Origin of the sequence: Methanobacterium sp. (assembly GCA_030017655.1) — an archaeon.
GTDB lineage: Archaea > Methanobacteriota > Methanobacteria > Methanobacteriales > Methanobacteriaceae > Methanobacterium_D.
In genome coordinates, this window is the sequence record JASEIM010000004.1 from 31,152 (window position 1) to 47,295 (window position 16,144).

Annotated in this window: 17 protein-coding genes; 10 read left to right on the top strand and 7 right to left on the bottom strand. The window is 34.3% G+C overall.

The features are described from left to right. The first annotated feature begins 332 nt into the window (after positions 1 to 332). The 9 genes from QMD61_02990 (at position 333) to QMD61_03030 (ending at position 9,203) form a co-directional block, all read left to right on the top strand. Positions 333 to 920 (top strand): 30S ribosomal protein S3ae, encoded by a 588-nt coding sequence (locus QMD61_02990; protein ID MDI6723594.1) that lies wholly within the window; start codon positions 333 to 335, stop codon positions 918 to 920. 35 nt (positions 921 to 955) lie between these two features. Continuing rightward, complete coding sequence (locus QMD61_02995; GenBank protein MDI6723595.1) at positions 956 to 1,633, top strand: TIGR00297 family protein; 678 nt, start codon at positions 956 to 958, stop codon at positions 1,631 to 1,633. A 36-nt stretch (positions 1,634 to 1,669) separates the two neighbouring features. After that, the gene (locus QMD61_03000; protein MDI6723596.1) at positions 1,670 to 2,905 is read left to right on the top strand and encodes a 2,3-bisphosphoglycerate-independent phosphoglycerate mutase; all 1,236 of its coding nucleotides are present in this window, start codon (positions 1,670 to 1,672) and stop codon (positions 2,903 to 2,905) included. 21 nt (positions 2,906 to 2,926) lie between these two features. After that, positions 2,927 to 4,282 carry a phosphoglucosamine mutase gene (gene glmM / locus QMD61_03005; protein MDI6723597.1) on the top strand — a complete coding sequence of 452 codons (1,356 nt, stop codon included), beginning with the start codon at positions 2,927 to 2,929 and terminating at the stop codon, positions 4,280 to 4,282. Beyond that, positions 4,279 to 5,550: a sugar phosphate nucleotidyltransferase gene (locus tag QMD61_03010; GenBank protein MDI6723598.1), complete on the top strand. Its 1,272-nt coding sequence runs from the start codon at positions 4,279 to 4,281 to the stop codon at positions 5,548 to 5,550. The genes glmM and QMD61_03010 overlap by 4 nt, the downstream gene beginning before the upstream one ends. A 129-nt stretch (positions 5,551 to 5,679) precedes the next feature. Further along, on the top strand, positions 5,680 to 6,153 hold the full coding sequence (locus tag QMD61_03015; protein ID MDI6723599.1) for a gamma carbonic anhydrase family protein: 474 nt from the start codon (positions 5,680 to 5,682) through the stop codon (positions 6,151 to 6,153). 4 nt (positions 6,154 to 6,157) lie between these two features. Then, positions 6,158 to 7,258, top strand: coding sequence for a histidinol-phosphate transaminase (hisC, locus tag QMD61_03020; protein MDI6723600.1), 1,101 nt, complete (start codon positions 6,158 to 6,160; stop codon positions 7,256 to 7,258). Between the two features lie 58 nt (positions 7,259 to 7,316). Further along, entirely contained in the window at positions 7,317 to 8,015 is a 699-nt protein-coding gene (locus tag QMD61_03025) for an anaerobic ribonucleoside-triphosphate reductase activating protein (protein MDI6723601.1), read from the top strand. A 54-nt stretch (positions 8,016 to 8,069) separates the two neighbouring features. Continuing rightward, positions 8,070 to 9,203, top strand: a complete 1,134-nt coding sequence (locus QMD61_03030) for a tetratricopeptide repeat protein (protein ID MDI6723602.1) — start codon at positions 8,070 to 8,072, stop codon at positions 9,201 to 9,203. Between the two features lie 159 nt (positions 9,204 to 9,362). On the opposite strand, the gene QMD61_03035 is transcribed toward QMD61_03030, so the two are convergent. Further along, positions 9,363 to 10,184 carry a hypothetical protein gene (locus QMD61_03035; GenBank protein ID MDI6723603.1) on the bottom strand — a complete coding sequence of 274 codons (822 nt, stop codon included), beginning with the start codon at positions 10,182 to 10,184 and terminating at the stop codon, positions 9,363 to 9,365. A 382-nt stretch (positions 10,185 to 10,566) separates the two neighbouring features. Here QMD61_03035 and pdxS point away from each other — a divergent pair, with 382 nt between their 5' ends. Then, complete coding sequence (gene pdxS / locus QMD61_03040) at positions 10,567 to 11,448, top strand: pyridoxal 5'-phosphate synthase lyase subunit PdxS (GenBank protein MDI6723604.1); 882 nt, start codon at positions 10,567 to 10,569, stop codon at positions 11,446 to 11,448. A gap of 89 nt (positions 11,449 to 11,537) precedes the next feature. Here pdxS and QMD61_03045 read toward each other — a convergent pair whose 3' ends face one another. The 6 genes from QMD61_03045 to QMD61_03070 all read right to left on the bottom strand — a co-directional run bounded on the left by QMD61_03045 (position 11,538) and on the right by QMD61_03070 (position 16,066). Further along, a complete protein-coding gene (locus QMD61_03045) occupies positions 11,538 to 11,906 on the bottom strand; it encodes a PepSY domain-containing protein (protein ID MDI6723605.1) in 369 nt (122 codons plus the stop codon). 97 nt (positions 11,907 to 12,003) lie between these two features. Continuing rightward, positions 12,004 to 12,372 (bottom strand): hypothetical protein, encoded by a 369-nt coding sequence (locus QMD61_03050; GenBank protein MDI6723606.1) that lies wholly within the window; start codon positions 12,370 to 12,372, stop codon positions 12,004 to 12,006. 220 nt (positions 12,373 to 12,592) lie between these two features. After that, positions 12,593 to 12,931, bottom strand: coding sequence for a P-II family nitrogen regulator (locus tag QMD61_03055; GenBank protein MDI6723607.1), 339 nt, complete (start codon positions 12,929 to 12,931; stop codon positions 12,593 to 12,595). A gap of 18 nt (positions 12,932 to 12,949) precedes the next feature. Then, positions 12,950 to 14,179 carry an ammonium transporter gene (locus QMD61_03060; protein ID MDI6723608.1) on the bottom strand — a complete coding sequence of 410 codons (1,230 nt, stop codon included), beginning with the start codon at positions 14,177 to 14,179 and terminating at the stop codon, positions 12,950 to 12,952. Positions 14,180 to 14,434: 255 nt separating this feature from the next. Beyond that, positions 14,435 to 14,773 carry a P-II family nitrogen regulator gene (locus tag QMD61_03065; protein ID MDI6723609.1) on the bottom strand — a complete coding sequence of 113 codons (339 nt, stop codon included), beginning with the start codon at positions 14,771 to 14,773 and terminating at the stop codon, positions 14,435 to 14,437. Between the two features lie 66 nt (positions 14,774 to 14,839). Beyond that, the gene (locus QMD61_03070) at positions 14,840 to 16,066 is read right to left on the bottom strand and encodes an ammonium transporter (GenBank protein ID MDI6723610.1); all 1,227 of its coding nucleotides are present in this window, start codon (positions 16,064 to 16,066) and stop codon (positions 14,840 to 14,842) included. Positions 16,067 to 16,144: the final 78 nt, after the last annotated feature.

Consider the following 16,144-nt stretch of genomic DNA (forward strand, 5'->3'; position numbering starts at 1 on the left):
ATCAATAGATAAATTTTAAAGTATAAATAGCAGCGATTACTAAACAATAGATATACCTTTGGGCGGATTTTTAAATTTAATTTAAACTAAAATTTTTAATTTAACATTGATGAAACTTAACTTTTAATCAGTGTTTAAATTTATTGAATTCTTCAATATATTTATAAACCATAAATTAGATTGTATAATAAGTAATTTTTAAATTAAGTTTCATTAATTTAATGGTTTTATGGAGCTTCTATTGGAGGTTCTTTTTTGCTTTTAAAATTAAAGGCAGTATTCTTGATAAAAATGAATTAGGAACTATATTAAATTGATAAAGGTGATTAAATATGGCTAAAGCAAGACGTAGAAGAGTAAGAGATACGTGGAAAGAGAAAAAATGGTATAAGATTATGACTCCAACAGAATTTGGAGATGCTGAAATAGGAACAACTCCTTCAAGGGATCCTGATATGCTCTTAAAAAGAAGGGTTGAATCATCAATGAGAGAATTAACAGGTGATTTCTCCAAACAATATGTTAAACTCTACTTCCAGATAAACAATGTTGCAGGAGATACAGCAAACACCAAGTTTGTTGGGCATCATGTAACAACAGATTATGTTAGAAGCATGATCAGAAGAGGAACAAGTAGAATAGATGCAATTACAGATGTTAAAACCAAAGAAGGTTACACAGTTAATGTTCATATCCTTGCTATAACTGTTAAAAGGGCAAAATCATCCCAGCAGAAATTTATAAGAGAAACCATGGGCAGATTAATCGAAGAAGCAGTAGAAGGAAAGACTTTTCCAGAACTTGTTGAAGCAGTAGTGTCTGGAAAAATGGCATCAAGCATATATCACGAAACAAAGAAGATATATCCTTTAAAGAGAGTTGAAATTATTAAAACTCGAGTAGTAGAAGAACCAAAATAGTCAGCTACTAAAAAACTTTCATGTCTGGGAGATAAATGATAATCTGGGAATATGTGATCCTTGTAGTGATCATAGGGCTTGTAACTTACATTAGAGGGGCCCTTGATCTTTATGGATCCATTTTCATGATTATAATGGGCATAATAATTATTTTTACAGCCGGAATTAACTGGCTTCTTTTAATATTTGTTTTTCTGCTTCTCAGTTTACTGTGCACAAAATATAAACATCAATACAAGAAAGAAATCGGCGTTTATGAAGGAACAAGAAGTATAAAGAACGTAATTTCAAATGGTATAGTTCCTTTTGTCATGGCAGCGTTTGGTAATTACGCAGGTTTTGTTGGTTCTATAGCTGTTGCTACTGCAGATACTTTAGCAAGCGAAGTAGGGGTTGTTGATAAAGCTCCCCGTCTTATAACTAATTTTAAAAAAGTCGCTCCAGGAACAGATGGTGGAGTTTCTCCACTTGGATCTGCAGCAGGTGTTGTTGGGGCGGGAATTATAGGAGTTTTTGCCTATCTTTTGGGAATAGCTCCTGATCCTTTTAAAGCAATAGAAATTGCAGTTATTTCAGGAACTCTGGGATGTTTTATTGATAGTATTCTGGGAGCTCTGTTAGAATCAAGAAATTATATTACTAATGAACATGTAAATCTTTTTGCAACAATATCTGGGGCAATTTTAGGAAATGCTATGGTACTAATGTTATAATAAAATGATGAATGAATCTTTTAGTCAGGTGATAATGTGAAAGGAATCATAATGATAATAGATGGGATGGCGGACCGTCCACTAAAGGAGCTTGGATACAGAACTCCTCTCGAAGCTGCAGACACACCAAATATGGATAAATTAGCTGAAATGGGCATAAATGGGATTATGGATCCGATAAGTCCAGGAATAAGGGCAGGAAGTGATACCTCACATATTTCAATACTTGGATATGACCCATATGAAGTTTATACTGGTAGAGGTCCATTTGAAGCAGCAGGAATTGGTGTGGAGGTCATAGCCGGCGATATAGCATTCAGATGTAATTTTTCAACTCAAAATGAAAAAGGCATTATCACAGATAGGAGAGCCGGAAGAATCAGAGAAGGAACAGAAGAGATAGCTGAATCCATTAATTCCATGAAATTAGAAGGTTTTGAAGATGTTGAAATAATTTTTAAAGAATCTACAGGTCACAGAGCAGTACTTGTACTTAGAGGAAGAGGATTGTCTGATAAAGTGTCTGATTCTGATCCAAAACATGATGGAAAACCCCCTAAGAAAGTTATTCCTCTGGATAATTCTCCGGAAGCAGTTAAAACTGCCAATATTCTAAATAAATTCGTTGAAAAGTCCTATGATATTTTAAAGGATCATCCAGTTAACATTAAAAGAATAAATAAAGGAGAAAATCCAGCAAATGTAATATTACCAAGAGGTGTTGGGGCAGTCCCAAATGTTCCACCATTTAATGAGAAATATGGACTCAAATCTGCATGTATAGCAGAAACTGGTCTTATAAAAGGAATTGGGAAAATAGCTGGAATGGATTTGATCGATGTTGAAGGGGCAACTGGCGGAATAGATACAGACCTTGAAAGCATTACTAAAGGCATTTTAGATACAGCAAATAGCAATGATTATGATTTTATCCTTATTAACATAGATGGAGCAGATGAAGCTGGCCACGATGGAGAAATGAGAGAAAAATTAAAATTTATTGAGAAAGTAGACTCGGTAATAGGCGAAATAATGAAAATAGATGATATTTACTTTATTTTAACCGCAGATCACGCAACACCAATTTCTATAATGGATCATACCGGAGATCCAGTGCCCATTATAATAAAAGGACCTGAAATTAGAGTTGATGAGGTCAATAAGTTCAATGAAAGAGCAGCAGCATCCGGAGGTCTCTGCAGAATAAGAGGGGCGGATGTGATGAATATTTTAATGGATCTGATGAATAAATCTGAAAAATTTGGAGCTTAAAAATAGAACACGGTGCATAATATGGATGAAATGGTTCCAAAGCTATTCGGTACATCTGGTATCAGGGGCAAAATAGACGAAGAAATAACTTTGGATTTAATAACTGATATTGGAATGGCAGCAGCCACATATGTTGGTGGTAAAGGCCGTAAAATAGTAATAGGGTATGATACAAGAACTTCAAATAAAATGGTCGAAAATGCGATAACTGCAGGGATTGTTAAATGTGGATCTGATGTAATACGTCTGGGAATAGTTCCAACACCTCTTGTTGGATATGCAGCCATGAAACTAAAAGCAGATCTTGGAATTATGATAACAGCATCCCATAATCCTCCAGAATATAATGGAATTAAGCTATGGAATCCTACAGGAATGGCCTACACCCAGGATCAGGAAAGAACAATAGAAAAAATAGTTCATGAAAAAAGCTTTCAAAAGGCTTCCTGGGAAAATATAGGTAATATTGAAGATAACGACAGCATTATTCATGATTATATGAATGATTTGCTTAATAATGTGGAAATAACTGGAAATCTCAGGGTAATTGTAGATTGTGCAAATGGTGCTGGTTCATATGTATCTCCAATGGTAATTAGGAAGGCTGGCTGTGAAGTTATAACTTTGAATTGTCAGCCAGACGGATATTTCCCGGGCAGAATGCCCGAACCATCACCTGCAAATCTTTCTGAACTTATGAAAGTTGTTAAGGCAACAGGTGCAGATCTTGGAATTGCACATGATGGAGATGCAGATAGAATGGTTGCAATCGATGAAAATGGAATTATGGCGGATTTTGACAAACTTTTAGCCCTTATATCCAGTAAAATTGGCGGAAAAATTGTTACAACTGTTGATGCATCATTTGGTATTGATAAATGCATGGAAAAAGTAGGTGGGGAAGTTATACGTACCAAAGTTGGGGATGTACATGTTGCGGAAGTAATAGTAGAATCTAATGCCTCATTTGGAGGAGAACCTTCAGGCACATGGTTACATCCTGATTTCTGCATGTGTCCTGATGGAATACTTTCAGCTCTTAAAATTATAGAAATTGTAGAAAAAAATGGGCCACTTTCTAAGCTTCTTGATGAAATACCAAGCTATCCTACAATAAGGGAAAAAATAAAATGTGAAAACATACAGAAAACATTGATAATGGAAAAAGTTAAGGAAGAGCTTCCAGATTATTTTGATGATGTAAGTGATGTGAACTTCATAGATGGAGTTAGAATATCAATGAAAGATGGAAGCTGGGTTCTAATAAGGCCCTCAGGCACAGAAGCATACATTAGAATTACTTTAGAGGGTAAAAATATGGAAAAAGCTGAAAAAATCAGAGATATATCCAGAAGGTTCATAGAGGGAATTTTATGAAGGGAGTATTGCTTACAGCAGGTGAAGGCACAAGAATGCGCCCATTGACTTTAACAAGACCAAAAACAATGTTGCGGGTTGGTGGAAAACCAATACTCCAATACAATTTAGAAGCACTCAGGGATGCCGGTATTAAAGACATAATAATGGTTGTAGGTTACAAAAAAGAAGTAATTATGGATTATTTTGGTGATGGCTCGTCATTTGGAGTTAATGTTACGTATGTAACTCAAGAGGAAAGGCTTGGAACTGCACATGCTATAAATTATGTTAAAGATGAAATTAATAATGCATTTGTAGTGTTAAATGGTGATATAATAGTTGATTCAATACTTATTCGTAAATTAGTTGCAAAATTTGAAGCTAATAATGCATCATCGGTTCTCATGCTAACTGAAGTTGAAGATCCTTCCTCATTTGGAGTTGTGGAGATAGAAGACGATAAAATCAGGAATATTGTTGAAAAACCCGCTCTTGAAGAAGCACCAAGCAATCTTATTAATGCCGGCATATATCTTTTTGATAAAGTCATTTTTGATGCTATCAGCAAGACAGAAAAGTCTGAAAGAGGAGAATATGAAATAACAGATTCTCTTAAGATACAGATGAGTGAAGATAAGGCAGTTTTAGGTCTTAAATCTGACAGTAAATGGATAGATGTTGGAAGGCCATGGGAACTTCTAAATGTAAATGAACACTTTATAAATGAAATAGAAGAGAAAATCGAGGGTGAAATTGAAGAAGGAGTTACTATCCACGGCCCAATAGTTCTGGGAAAGAACAGCATTATCAGATCTGGAACTTACATATTCGGACCAGTTTATATTGGAGAAGGCTGTGATATAGGCCCTAATTCTTATTTACGTAAATTTACTTATCTTGGAAATAATGTAAATGTAGGAAATGCAGTTGAAATTAAAAATTCAATTATAATGGATGGAACAAATGTTAACCACCTTTCATACGTTGGAGATTCAGTAATTGGCGAAAACTGTAACATTGCTGCTGGAACCAATATTGCAAATCTACGTTTTGATAACCAGAATGTTAAAATGAACATTAAAGGAGAAATTTGTGATTGTGGAGTGAGAAAGCTTGGTTCCATATTTGGGGACAATGTTAAAACAGGTATAAACTCAAGTTTTAATCCTGGCGTGAAAGTGGGTATAAACTCAGCGATAGGCTCTGGAACAATAATTTATAAAGATATCCCTTCTGATACACTTGTTCTGGTAGTACAAGAACATATGATTAAAAAAAAACAATAAATAATTTATTTTTAACCAGTAATCTCTTTATTTAGGAAAAAAATTATTTAAAAAGTTTGATTTGCTGAATTTATTGATTCTGATAATATATTTTAATTCTGGATTTCAATTAATTTATGGAGAATTAAAATGAGTAAAATAGACGAAAGCGTTAAAATATTTGAAGGTGCAAAGATAATAGGGAAAGTTGAAATTGATGCAGAATCTTCAGTATGGTATAATGCTGTTTTAAGGGGAGATATGGAGACAATAACCATTGGAAAGCATTCAAATGTTCAGGAAAACTGTGTAATACATTCATCTAAGGGCCATCCGGTTAAATTAGGGGACTATGTTTCTGTAGGGCATGCTGCAGTCCTGCATGGATGTGAAATAGGAGAAAATACCTTGGTTGGAATAAATTCTACAGTATTAAATGGGGCAAAAATAGGAAAAAACAGCATAATTGGGGCAGGAGCAGTAGTTACAGAAGGAAAAGAATTCAAAGAAGGTAGTTTAATTATTGGTATTCCTGCTAAAGCCGTAAGAAGACTTAAAACTGAAGAGATAGAATCTGTAAAAGATAATGCCCGTAGATATGTAAAATTAGCTCAAAAGAAGTGAAAAAATGGTAAGAGTGAAAAAAATTGTAAAAGAACTTGATCCCTACGTCCCTGGAAGATCAATTGATGAAATAGCCAGCAAATATAATATTAATCCCGAAAACATCATTAAACTTGGTTCAAATGAGAATCCTATAGGTGTTTCCAGAAAAGCAGTTGAAGCTTTGAAACAAAATCTGGAATCTATCCACCAATATCCAGAATCGAATTTAGAAGTTTTAAAAAGTAAAATTGCATCGTATGCTGGTGTAAATGCTCCTAATATAATTATTGGTGGGGATGGAGCAGACGAAATCCTTGATGTGCTTGGAAAAGCTTTAATCGAGCCAGGAGACGAATTTATAGTGCCAATACCATCATATATGTATTATGAATTTACCCTGAAAATTCATGGTGGAGTTCCTGTATATGCAAAATGGGATGTGGATGAAAACAGGCTTGATGTGGGGTCTGTAATTGATTCAATATCTGATAAAACAAAAATAATCTTTTTATGTACTCCAAATAACCCTACAGGAGGATTAATAGATAAAAATGACATTAGAAGGGTTTTAGAAAGTACAGATGCCCTTGTTGTAGTTGATGAAGCATACTTTGAATTTTCTGAAGTTGATAATATTGATTTACTGGATGAATATGATAATTTATTAATTTTAAGGACATTTTCAAAGGTTTTTGGGCTTGCAGGGATGAGAATAGGTTATGCAATTTCTAATCATGAGTTTATAGAGCTTTTACACAGGGTTAAACCAGTTTTTAGCCTTACAAAACTTTCCTATGTTGCAGCATCCGCTACACTGGATGATAAAGAATATATAAACAAATCCATAGAAATTGGAATTCAAAGCAGAGAATATCTGTATGAAAACATGTCTAAATTTGATAATATCCATGTTTATCCATCTAAAGCTAATTATTTACTTGTTGATGTTAGAAAGACAGGAATGAGTTCTGGAGAATTTGCAGAAGAACTCTTAAAAAGAGGAGTTATTGTTAGGGATTGTAAATCTTTTAAAGGACTGGATGATTACTGGATAAGGGTTAGTGTTGGAACGCTGGAAGAAGATAGAAAATTTATCGAAATACTGAAAAGCATGATTGAATGATACCATTTAATATAATTTAGTAAAATATAATATTCAGATAATTTAAGGTTGATTTTAGATGATAATAGGAGATATGATTATATCCTCTCTGGAATTCCCTGGAAAAGTATCACTGGTAATTTTTACAGGAGGATGTATTTTAAAATGTCCTTATTGCCATAATCCAGAAATTATTAATGGTGGAAAATCATTAGAAATGGATGAAATTATAAAAAAAATTGATAGTTCAATGGGATTTATTGATAGTGTTGTTATAACTGGCGGCGAGCCCCTTATTCAACACGAAGATGTAAAATACATTCTTGAATATTCTAAATCGAAAGGATTGAAAACAAAACTTGATACAAATGGATTTTTTGTATATGAATTAAAAGATGTAATGGATTTGCTGGACTATGTAGCTCTGGACATTAAAGCACCATTTGATAAATACAAAAAAATTATAGGATCTGCTATTGGAGATGAAGTAAAAAAAAGCATGGAAGCATGCATAAAAGCAGAGGTTTACCTTGAATGTAGGACTACATTTGTACCTTATTTAATGGAAATAGAAGACATCATTGAAATTGCCAAAAATATAGATGCAGATATATATACCTTACAACAATTTCGTGATAAAAAAGTACTGGATGAAAGATTATACGGTACTCACAATCCTTCAAGGGGGGAATTAAGAGAAATTGCTGAAAAAATAAAGCCATTTCTCAAACGTATCAGGATAAAAACCGCTGAATTTGGCGATGAAACCATTAAATAAAATAAATAGTAAAATTAAATTTAATAATTGCTCCTAAATAAAAGGAGGTCATAAATGCCTATACTGTTATTTGGAAGTCGTCATCTTGAGCTTATAACAGGTAAAAAAACCACAACTATCCGAAAGCTATGGAAAAAACCATTATCAAAGGGTGACCGCCTTCACTGCTACTGGAACTTATTATCTAAAGAGCGTGAAAAACTTTTTGAAGCTGAAGTAATTGATGTGGAGATAGCAAAATTTAAAGACATCATTAAAGACGATGACCTTGCAAGAGAAGAAGGTTTTCAAAATGCTTCAGAACTGAAAGATGAATTCAGGAGACTCTATCCTGAAGATACTAATGATGATTCGCTTTTTCAGATAATAAGATTTAGAAAATACCCTGTTGATGAATGGGAAGGGGAAAAAATAGATGAAAAGGCAATGATTACTAAAAGAGCCGATATATTATTTGATTCAGGCAGGTTTAATGATTCAGTATTGTGTTACACTGCTGCATTAAAACATGATCCTGAAGATGTTTATTTATTAAATAAAAAGGGAGATAACTTATCTCGTTTAGGTAAATTCAACGAGGCCATAGAATGTTATGACAAAGCACTAAAAAGGGATTCTGAAAATGAATTCATCTGGAATAATAAGGCAATAGCTCTTTTAAACTCAAATAGGCCAGAAGAAGCATTAAAATATAATACAAAGGCATTAAAATTAAATGAAGATAATGTGCTTGTACTGTATTGGAGAGGATTTATTTTAGAGATGTTGGAACGATTTGATGATGCATTGGAATGTTATAATCGAATTTTAGAGCTCGAACCAGATAATCATGAAGTTTGGAATGCCAAAGGTAATATTTTATCTCACTTAGAAAGAACAGAAGAAGCACTTGAAGCATATGATAAAGCATTGGAATTATGTCTTGATACAGTTCCTGACGCTTCTACATGGAATCGTAAAGGAAATGCACTTTTAGAGCTTGGAAGGTTTGAAGAAGCCATAAAATGTTATAATGAATCTCTGAAATTAAATCCTCAAAATGATATTTTCTATAGCAATAAGGGAGTAGCTCTTATGGAATTGGGGAAATTTGAAAAGGCTGTGGACTGTTTCAACAGGGCTCTATTACTGAATCCAGCAAATGAAGATGCAAAAGTTCTAAAAGATGAATGTCTGGAGAATTATTGATTTTAATTTCTTTAAATATGTGAATTTTAAGTTTCTCATGAGGATTGTTCATTTTAATGTATTAAGATATTCAACAGTCCGAAATTACTGGTTGATTCCTCGAATTAACTGCATAGACTATTCAAATTATTCAAAAATTTAAAAAGGATAACTGTAGAATTATACCCTTTTAAATTTACCTTTAGGTTTGCCTTCTACTCCTTCCATTCCTTCTCCGGGTTCGCGAAATTCTTCCCCTTCACCTTCTTCGCCACTGGCTTTACTTTCTGCTTCTTTTGCTTTTTCTTTAACTTCGCCAGCTTTACTTTCACCAGTTTTTGCCATTTTCTGGAGATATTCTGCTGCTACATCTTTACCACCTACTCCTACGGCAATTCCTATTGCAATTGCTAAACCCGCTGCTAGTCCCCATGCTAATGGCACTAAGAATGTATAAATGATCTGAGTGTCGATCTGTAGCTGATCAAGTGCTATTACAATTACAACTAATGAGAGTAGAGCTTGTAATCCCATGGTAATTATATTTGCAAATGCAACTTTCTGTCTTGAAAGCATACTTTTCATCCAATCCATGATGTAGTTTATTCCTATTAAACCAACTACTAGTATCAGGATACCTGCGATTAAGTTTGGTATGTATAAAACTATTTGATTTACAAAGTTAGTGAATACGGGTATGTTCAAAACACTTACAGCGGCCATTATGAAAATCAGATATATAAACCATCTTACAACAGCACTAAACAAACCCGAAAATGTCATACCTGTGCCAGCTAGAGCCTCTCCAGCACCTGTTTTGCTAACAGCTTGATCAATGTTGGCTCTTTCAAATAATTTCTTTGCAACACTCCCCGCGATACGCCCTATAATCCATCCAATTATGAGGATTATAATTGCAGCGATTATCACGGGTATAAATGTTAATACTTCGTTTGCAGTATTCATAATTGGTGTTGTTATCACTGTTACATAATCAACCATAATATTTTACCTCCATTTTTATGATGGTTTATTGTATGTAGAAAGTTCTATAAAAATATAATACAAATTATTTAAAAAGTATTAATAAATGTGAGTTAAAAAATTCAAATTATTTTATTTGGGACTTTAGAATTTGTTTTTTATTTATTAATCAGATTTTAGATAAATAAGGAAATAATTGGATATGTGGTGGGAAGAATCTACATTTTCAATTTAGTTTCATTAATCTTCATATAAAATGAAAAATTAGAAATCCTATTAAACTATTTAACTATATGAAGTCTAAGTAAAATTGATAAAAAACATAATGTATAACTATCGTTATATGAATATGAAAATAGAAATTAAACGATAATAACGTTATAATAAGCGGAGGAATAGGATGTTACATGGAACAGAAGTATTAAAGAAAGGATTTGCCAAAATGACAAAAGGTGGAGTCATTATGGACGTTGTAAATGCTGAACAAGCAGAAATAGCTGAAAATGCTGGTGCTGTTTCAGTAATGGCACTCGAAAAAGTACCTGCAGATATAAGAACTGCTGGAGGCGTTGCCAGAATGGCTGATCCTTCAAAGGTCATTGAGATAATGGATGCTGTTTCAATACCTGTCATGGCAAAGGTAAGGATAGGCCATTTTGTTGAAGCTCAAATACTGGAATCACTTGGAGTGGACATGATTGATGAAAGTGAAGTTTTAACACCTGCAGATGAAAAATATCATGTTGATAAAAAGAAATTCACAATACCATTTGTTTGCGGAGCACGAAATCTTGGCGAAGCATTAAGAAGGATAGATGAAGGAGCAGCTATGATACGTACCAAAGGAGAAGCGGGTACAGGAAATATTGTTGAAGCTGTAAGACACATGAGAATGATAATGGGTGGTATTAGAGAAATCCAGAATAAAACTGAAGAAGAATTATGGGGAGTTGCAAGAAAAATTGAAGCTCCATTCGAACTTGTAAAAGAAACAGCTAATTTGGGCAAGTTACCTGTTGTAAACTTTGCTGCTGGAGGGGTGGCAACACCTGCAGATGCTGCATTGATGATGCAGCTTGGAGCAGACGGCGTTTTTGTTGGTTCTGGAATATTTAAATCAGAAAATCCTGAAATAGTTGCTAAAGCAATTGTTGAAGCAACTGCAAATTATGAAGATGCTGAAGTCCTTGCTAAAGTTTCAAGGGACCTTGGAAAAGCAATGCCGGGTCTTGATATGGCTGAAATTCCAGAAGAAGAAAGACTTCAATCAAGAGGATGGTAACATTATATAGAGGTAAGTAACCTCTATTTTATTTTTTAAACCCCCTCCAATTATGTTAATAAATTTAAAAATAAATGAATAGGGGGAGTTTATTCAACCTTATTTGATACTCCACCAGCACCACCTATATTTTCGCCTGTCTGGGCATCAATCAAAATTTCTCCAACCTGATTACCATTTAAAATAACAGGCACTATATATGTGGATTTTCCATCGGTATTTATTAATACCGGCTCACCAGCAGTTGCACCAGGTTCTTCTATATATTTCGCTGCTGTCTTTTTAGCTTCTTCTGCAGATATATTTGCTGTTGTATTCTGAGTATCATTTACACCTGTATTTTGTCCGGAAGTTTGATAATTGGTACTGTTCGTATTTTGATTATTATCAATACATCCTGAAATGCCCACAAGTACAATTACAATTGCTAAGAGGCTAATGACTGATATATTTTTCATTTATATTCTCCTTTCGGTTATATTTTTAAATTAACTTGCATTGCTAATAAATTTTTTTAAAAAAATGTTGGATTAAAAATAAAATAAAAAAGAATAATTAAATATACCCGTCTCCATTACAGTTAGGGCAGGTTATTGAACCGGTTCCATCACAAACGCGGCATGTTAGACCTTCAGTTGATCCTCCCTGGACAATTCCAGTACCTGCACAAGTTGTTCCTCCAGTAACTGTATTATAACACATCACTCTACCTGTTCCGCCGCATTCTGAACAAATTCCGGAATCACCTGATTTAGAGGAAGTCCTTGTTGAGGATTTGGTGTTTGTATTGTCCTGATAATCTTGATTATTTGAAGAAGATACCGTATTTGTAGAACTATCAGAAGAATCTGTATCTATACATCCAGATATGCTAACAAAAATAACTAAAAACGAAATTATACCTATAATAAGTTTATTTTTCATAATTATCCCCCTTTATGCAATAAAACTTATTCTAAACATCACTATTAATAAATTTTTCTTTAATAACTTTAAAATTAAAATAATTACATTTCTAAAGTGTTTTTAGCATAATAAAATGAATTATATAAATATTTACTAAAATAGAATGAATTTAAGACAAATAGAAATTTAATAAAAAAAATTAGAAAAAGGAAAAAAGGGATATTCAAGAAAATCTGCTTTATACAGCTCCTTCTCCTCTTTCACCGGTTCTAATCCTTACCACTTCTTCAACTGGGGAAATGAAGATTTTACCATCTCCAATATCCCCTGTTTGGGCTGTATTTACTATTGTTTCAATGACATTTTCAACATTTTCATCTTTTACAATAATTTCAAGCTTTGTTTTTGGTAAGAGATCAATTCTGTAATCGCTGCCCCTGTAACTTTCTGTAACACCAAGCTGTCGCCCACGACCTTTAACTTCTGTAACTGTTAATCCATGGCATTCAATTTCTTCAAGCGCAGCTTTTACATTTTCTAATTTATCTGGCCTTATTATAGCAACTATCTCTTTCATTTTTTCACATCCTCATATTTATATTCTGTAACCAGATTCCTCGTGGAGATTTGTATCAAGGCCTTCTATTTCTTCTTTAGGTTCTACTCTGAGTCCAATGGTTATGTCTATTATTTTACCAAGTATTAATGTCACAAAAAATGAATAAGCTGCAACAACTACTACAGCAATTATTTGAGTAACTAACTGGCCAGGGTTACCATACAAAAGGCCGGTTCCTAACTCGTTAATGAATGGCGCTGCAAAGATACCTGTAGCGAGTGCTCCCCATAATCCAGATACTCCGTGAATACCAACTACATCCAGAGCATCGTCGTATCCTAAACGTGGTTTTAACCATGCAATTGCGAAATATGAGAATACTGAAGTTATAAGACCAATGATTACCGCTGCTTGAACGGTTACAAAACCTGCTGCGGGAGTTATAGCAACTAAACCTGCGATTGCTCCAGATATTGCACCAAGTAGGGTAGGTTTACCTGTTTTTAAGTAGTCTATTATTACCCATGATATCATGGCCGCAGCGGCTGCAGTGTTAGTGGCTATAAATGCTGATCCTGCAAGTCCACCAGCGGTTAAAGCAGATCCGGCGTTGAATCCGAACCAACCAAACCATAATAATCCTGCACCAATTACTGAATATCCAAGCTGATGTGGGAGTAATTTGGTATCTTTTCTTCTTCCTAGTAGAAGTACTAAAGCCAGTGCTGCAACACCTGAGCTTATATGTACAACTGTACCTCCTGCAAAGTCAAGTGCTCCCAGTTGTGCAAGGAATCCTCCACCCCATACCCAGTGAGCTACTGGTACATAGACAAGTGTTAACCATACTGGTACAAATGCGAGCCATGCTGAGAATTTCATTCGCTCAACTACAGCACCAGATATAAGTGCTACTGTAATAGCTGCAAATGTCATTTGGAATGCAATATATACTGTTGTGGGTATTGTAGGTGCAAGTGTTGCAAGTGAATCTACTGCAATTCCACTAAACAATAGGTTTGCAGGATTTCCAATCAATCCCATCAACATGTCTTCACCAAAAGCAAATTGGTAACCATATAGTACCCATATGATGCTAGTTATAGCGAAGGCAATGATGGATAAAAACATTGTATTTAAAACATTTACTTTTTTTGTAAGACCTCCATAGAACAATGCTACTCCAGGAATGGTCATCAACATTACAAGGGCTGTTGATATCAGCATCCATGCTGTATCTCCAGAGTTAAGAATAGGATCCGCCATATATTTTCCTCCTTTGTTTATTAAATCTTTTTAATAGCTTTAATATGTTTTTTATGTCTTTTGTAAAGTTATTTTAATTTACATTTTCAATCGTCGGATAACGGAAACATACTTCCGATATATAAAACTTGATTTTGATCCTTATAAAGGTTTCGATCATGACGATTTGAAATATAAAAAAAATTAAAAAATTATAAAAAAGCCTTCAAAAGCTTAAATTAACTTATTTTAAAGATTAAAAGGATTAAGAAGGAACTAAATAGCTCCTTCACCACGTTCACCTGTTCGTATCCTAATTACGTTCTCAACTGGAGATATAAATATTTTCCCATCTCCAATATCTCCGGTTTTGGCATTATCAATTATAGTTTGAACTATAGTTTCTACAGCGCTATCAGTTGCTACTATTTCAATCTCAGTTTTAGGTAAGAGATCTATTCTGTAATCATGGCCCCTGTAACTTTCTGTAATACCAAGCTGTCTCCCACGTCCTTTAACTTCTCTTACTGTCATCCCTTGGCATCCTGCTTCTTCAAGAGCATTTTTCACGGACTCCAATTTATCAGGTCTAATGATAGCGATTATCTTTTTCATTTTTACACATCCTAAGAATTTAATAGTTCTAATGAATTATTTCATGCTTTGATCATTTATAAATGTCTAAGATAACCTGTAACCGGATTCCTCGTGGAGATTAATGTCAAGACCCTGTACTTCATGATCATCTCTAACTCTTAATCCAATGATTATATCAATTATTTTTGCAATTACAAGAGTCATTATAAACGCGTAAATTCCAACAATAACAATTGCCAAAAGCTGAATGCCAATTAGATTGAAATTTCCAAACAAAATGCCCCCTGTGGTGATACTGTTAATAAGTGGGCTTGCAAATATGCCTATTGCAATTGTCCCGATTATACCGCAGACTCCGTGGATACCAAATACATCTAATGCATCATCATATCCTAAACGTGGTTTTAACCATGAAACTGCTGTATATGAACATATCGCTGCAACAAAACCAATAATTATGGCTGCCGTAATGTTTACATATCCTGCTGCTGGTGTTATTGATGCTAAACCTGCAATTGCTCCAGATAATGCACCCAGTAGGGTAGGTTTACCTGTTTTAATTTTATCCATAAGCATCCATGCAAGCATACCCACTGCTGCAGATGTATTGGTTACAATCATTGCAGAAACCGCTAAATCTCCAGCGGTTAAAGCAGATCCGGCGTTGAATCCGAACCAACCAAACCATAATAATCCTGCACCAATTACTGAGTAACCTAAGTGATGTGGAAGTAGTTTAGCGTCTTTTCTAGCTCCAAGAATAAGTACAAGTGCTAATGCTGCTATACCGCTTGTTAAGTGCACAACAATACCTCCTGCAAAGTCAAGTGCTCCCAGTTGTGCAAGGAATCCTCCACCCCATACCCAGTGAGCTACTGGTACATAGACAAGTGTTAACCATACTGGTACAAATGCGAGCCATGCTGAGAATTTCATTCGCTCAACTACAGCACCAGATATAAGTGCTACTGTAATAGCTGCAAATGTCATCTGGAATATTGCATAAAGGCCTGTAGGTATTGTTGGGGCCAATGTTGCAAGTGTTTTTGATTCTAACACTCCGTTAAAGAATGGATTTGCAAGATTTCCTATTATTCCTCCTAAATCTGCCCCAAATGCAAGGTCAAATCCATATATAAACCATAGTATACTTACTACTGCAAATGTGACAAAAGAAAGGAACATAGTATTTAAAACGTTTTCTCTTCTTATAAGCCCTCCATAAAAGAGCGCCACACCAGGAATTGTCATTAAAATTACTAAAGCTGTTGATATCAGCATCCATGCTGTATCTCCGCTTTCGAGAACCATATTATTTTCCTCCGTTATTTAAGTATTTTATAAATTTTAAACAGAAATATGTTTCATACTTCCGTAGGAAAAAGGCTA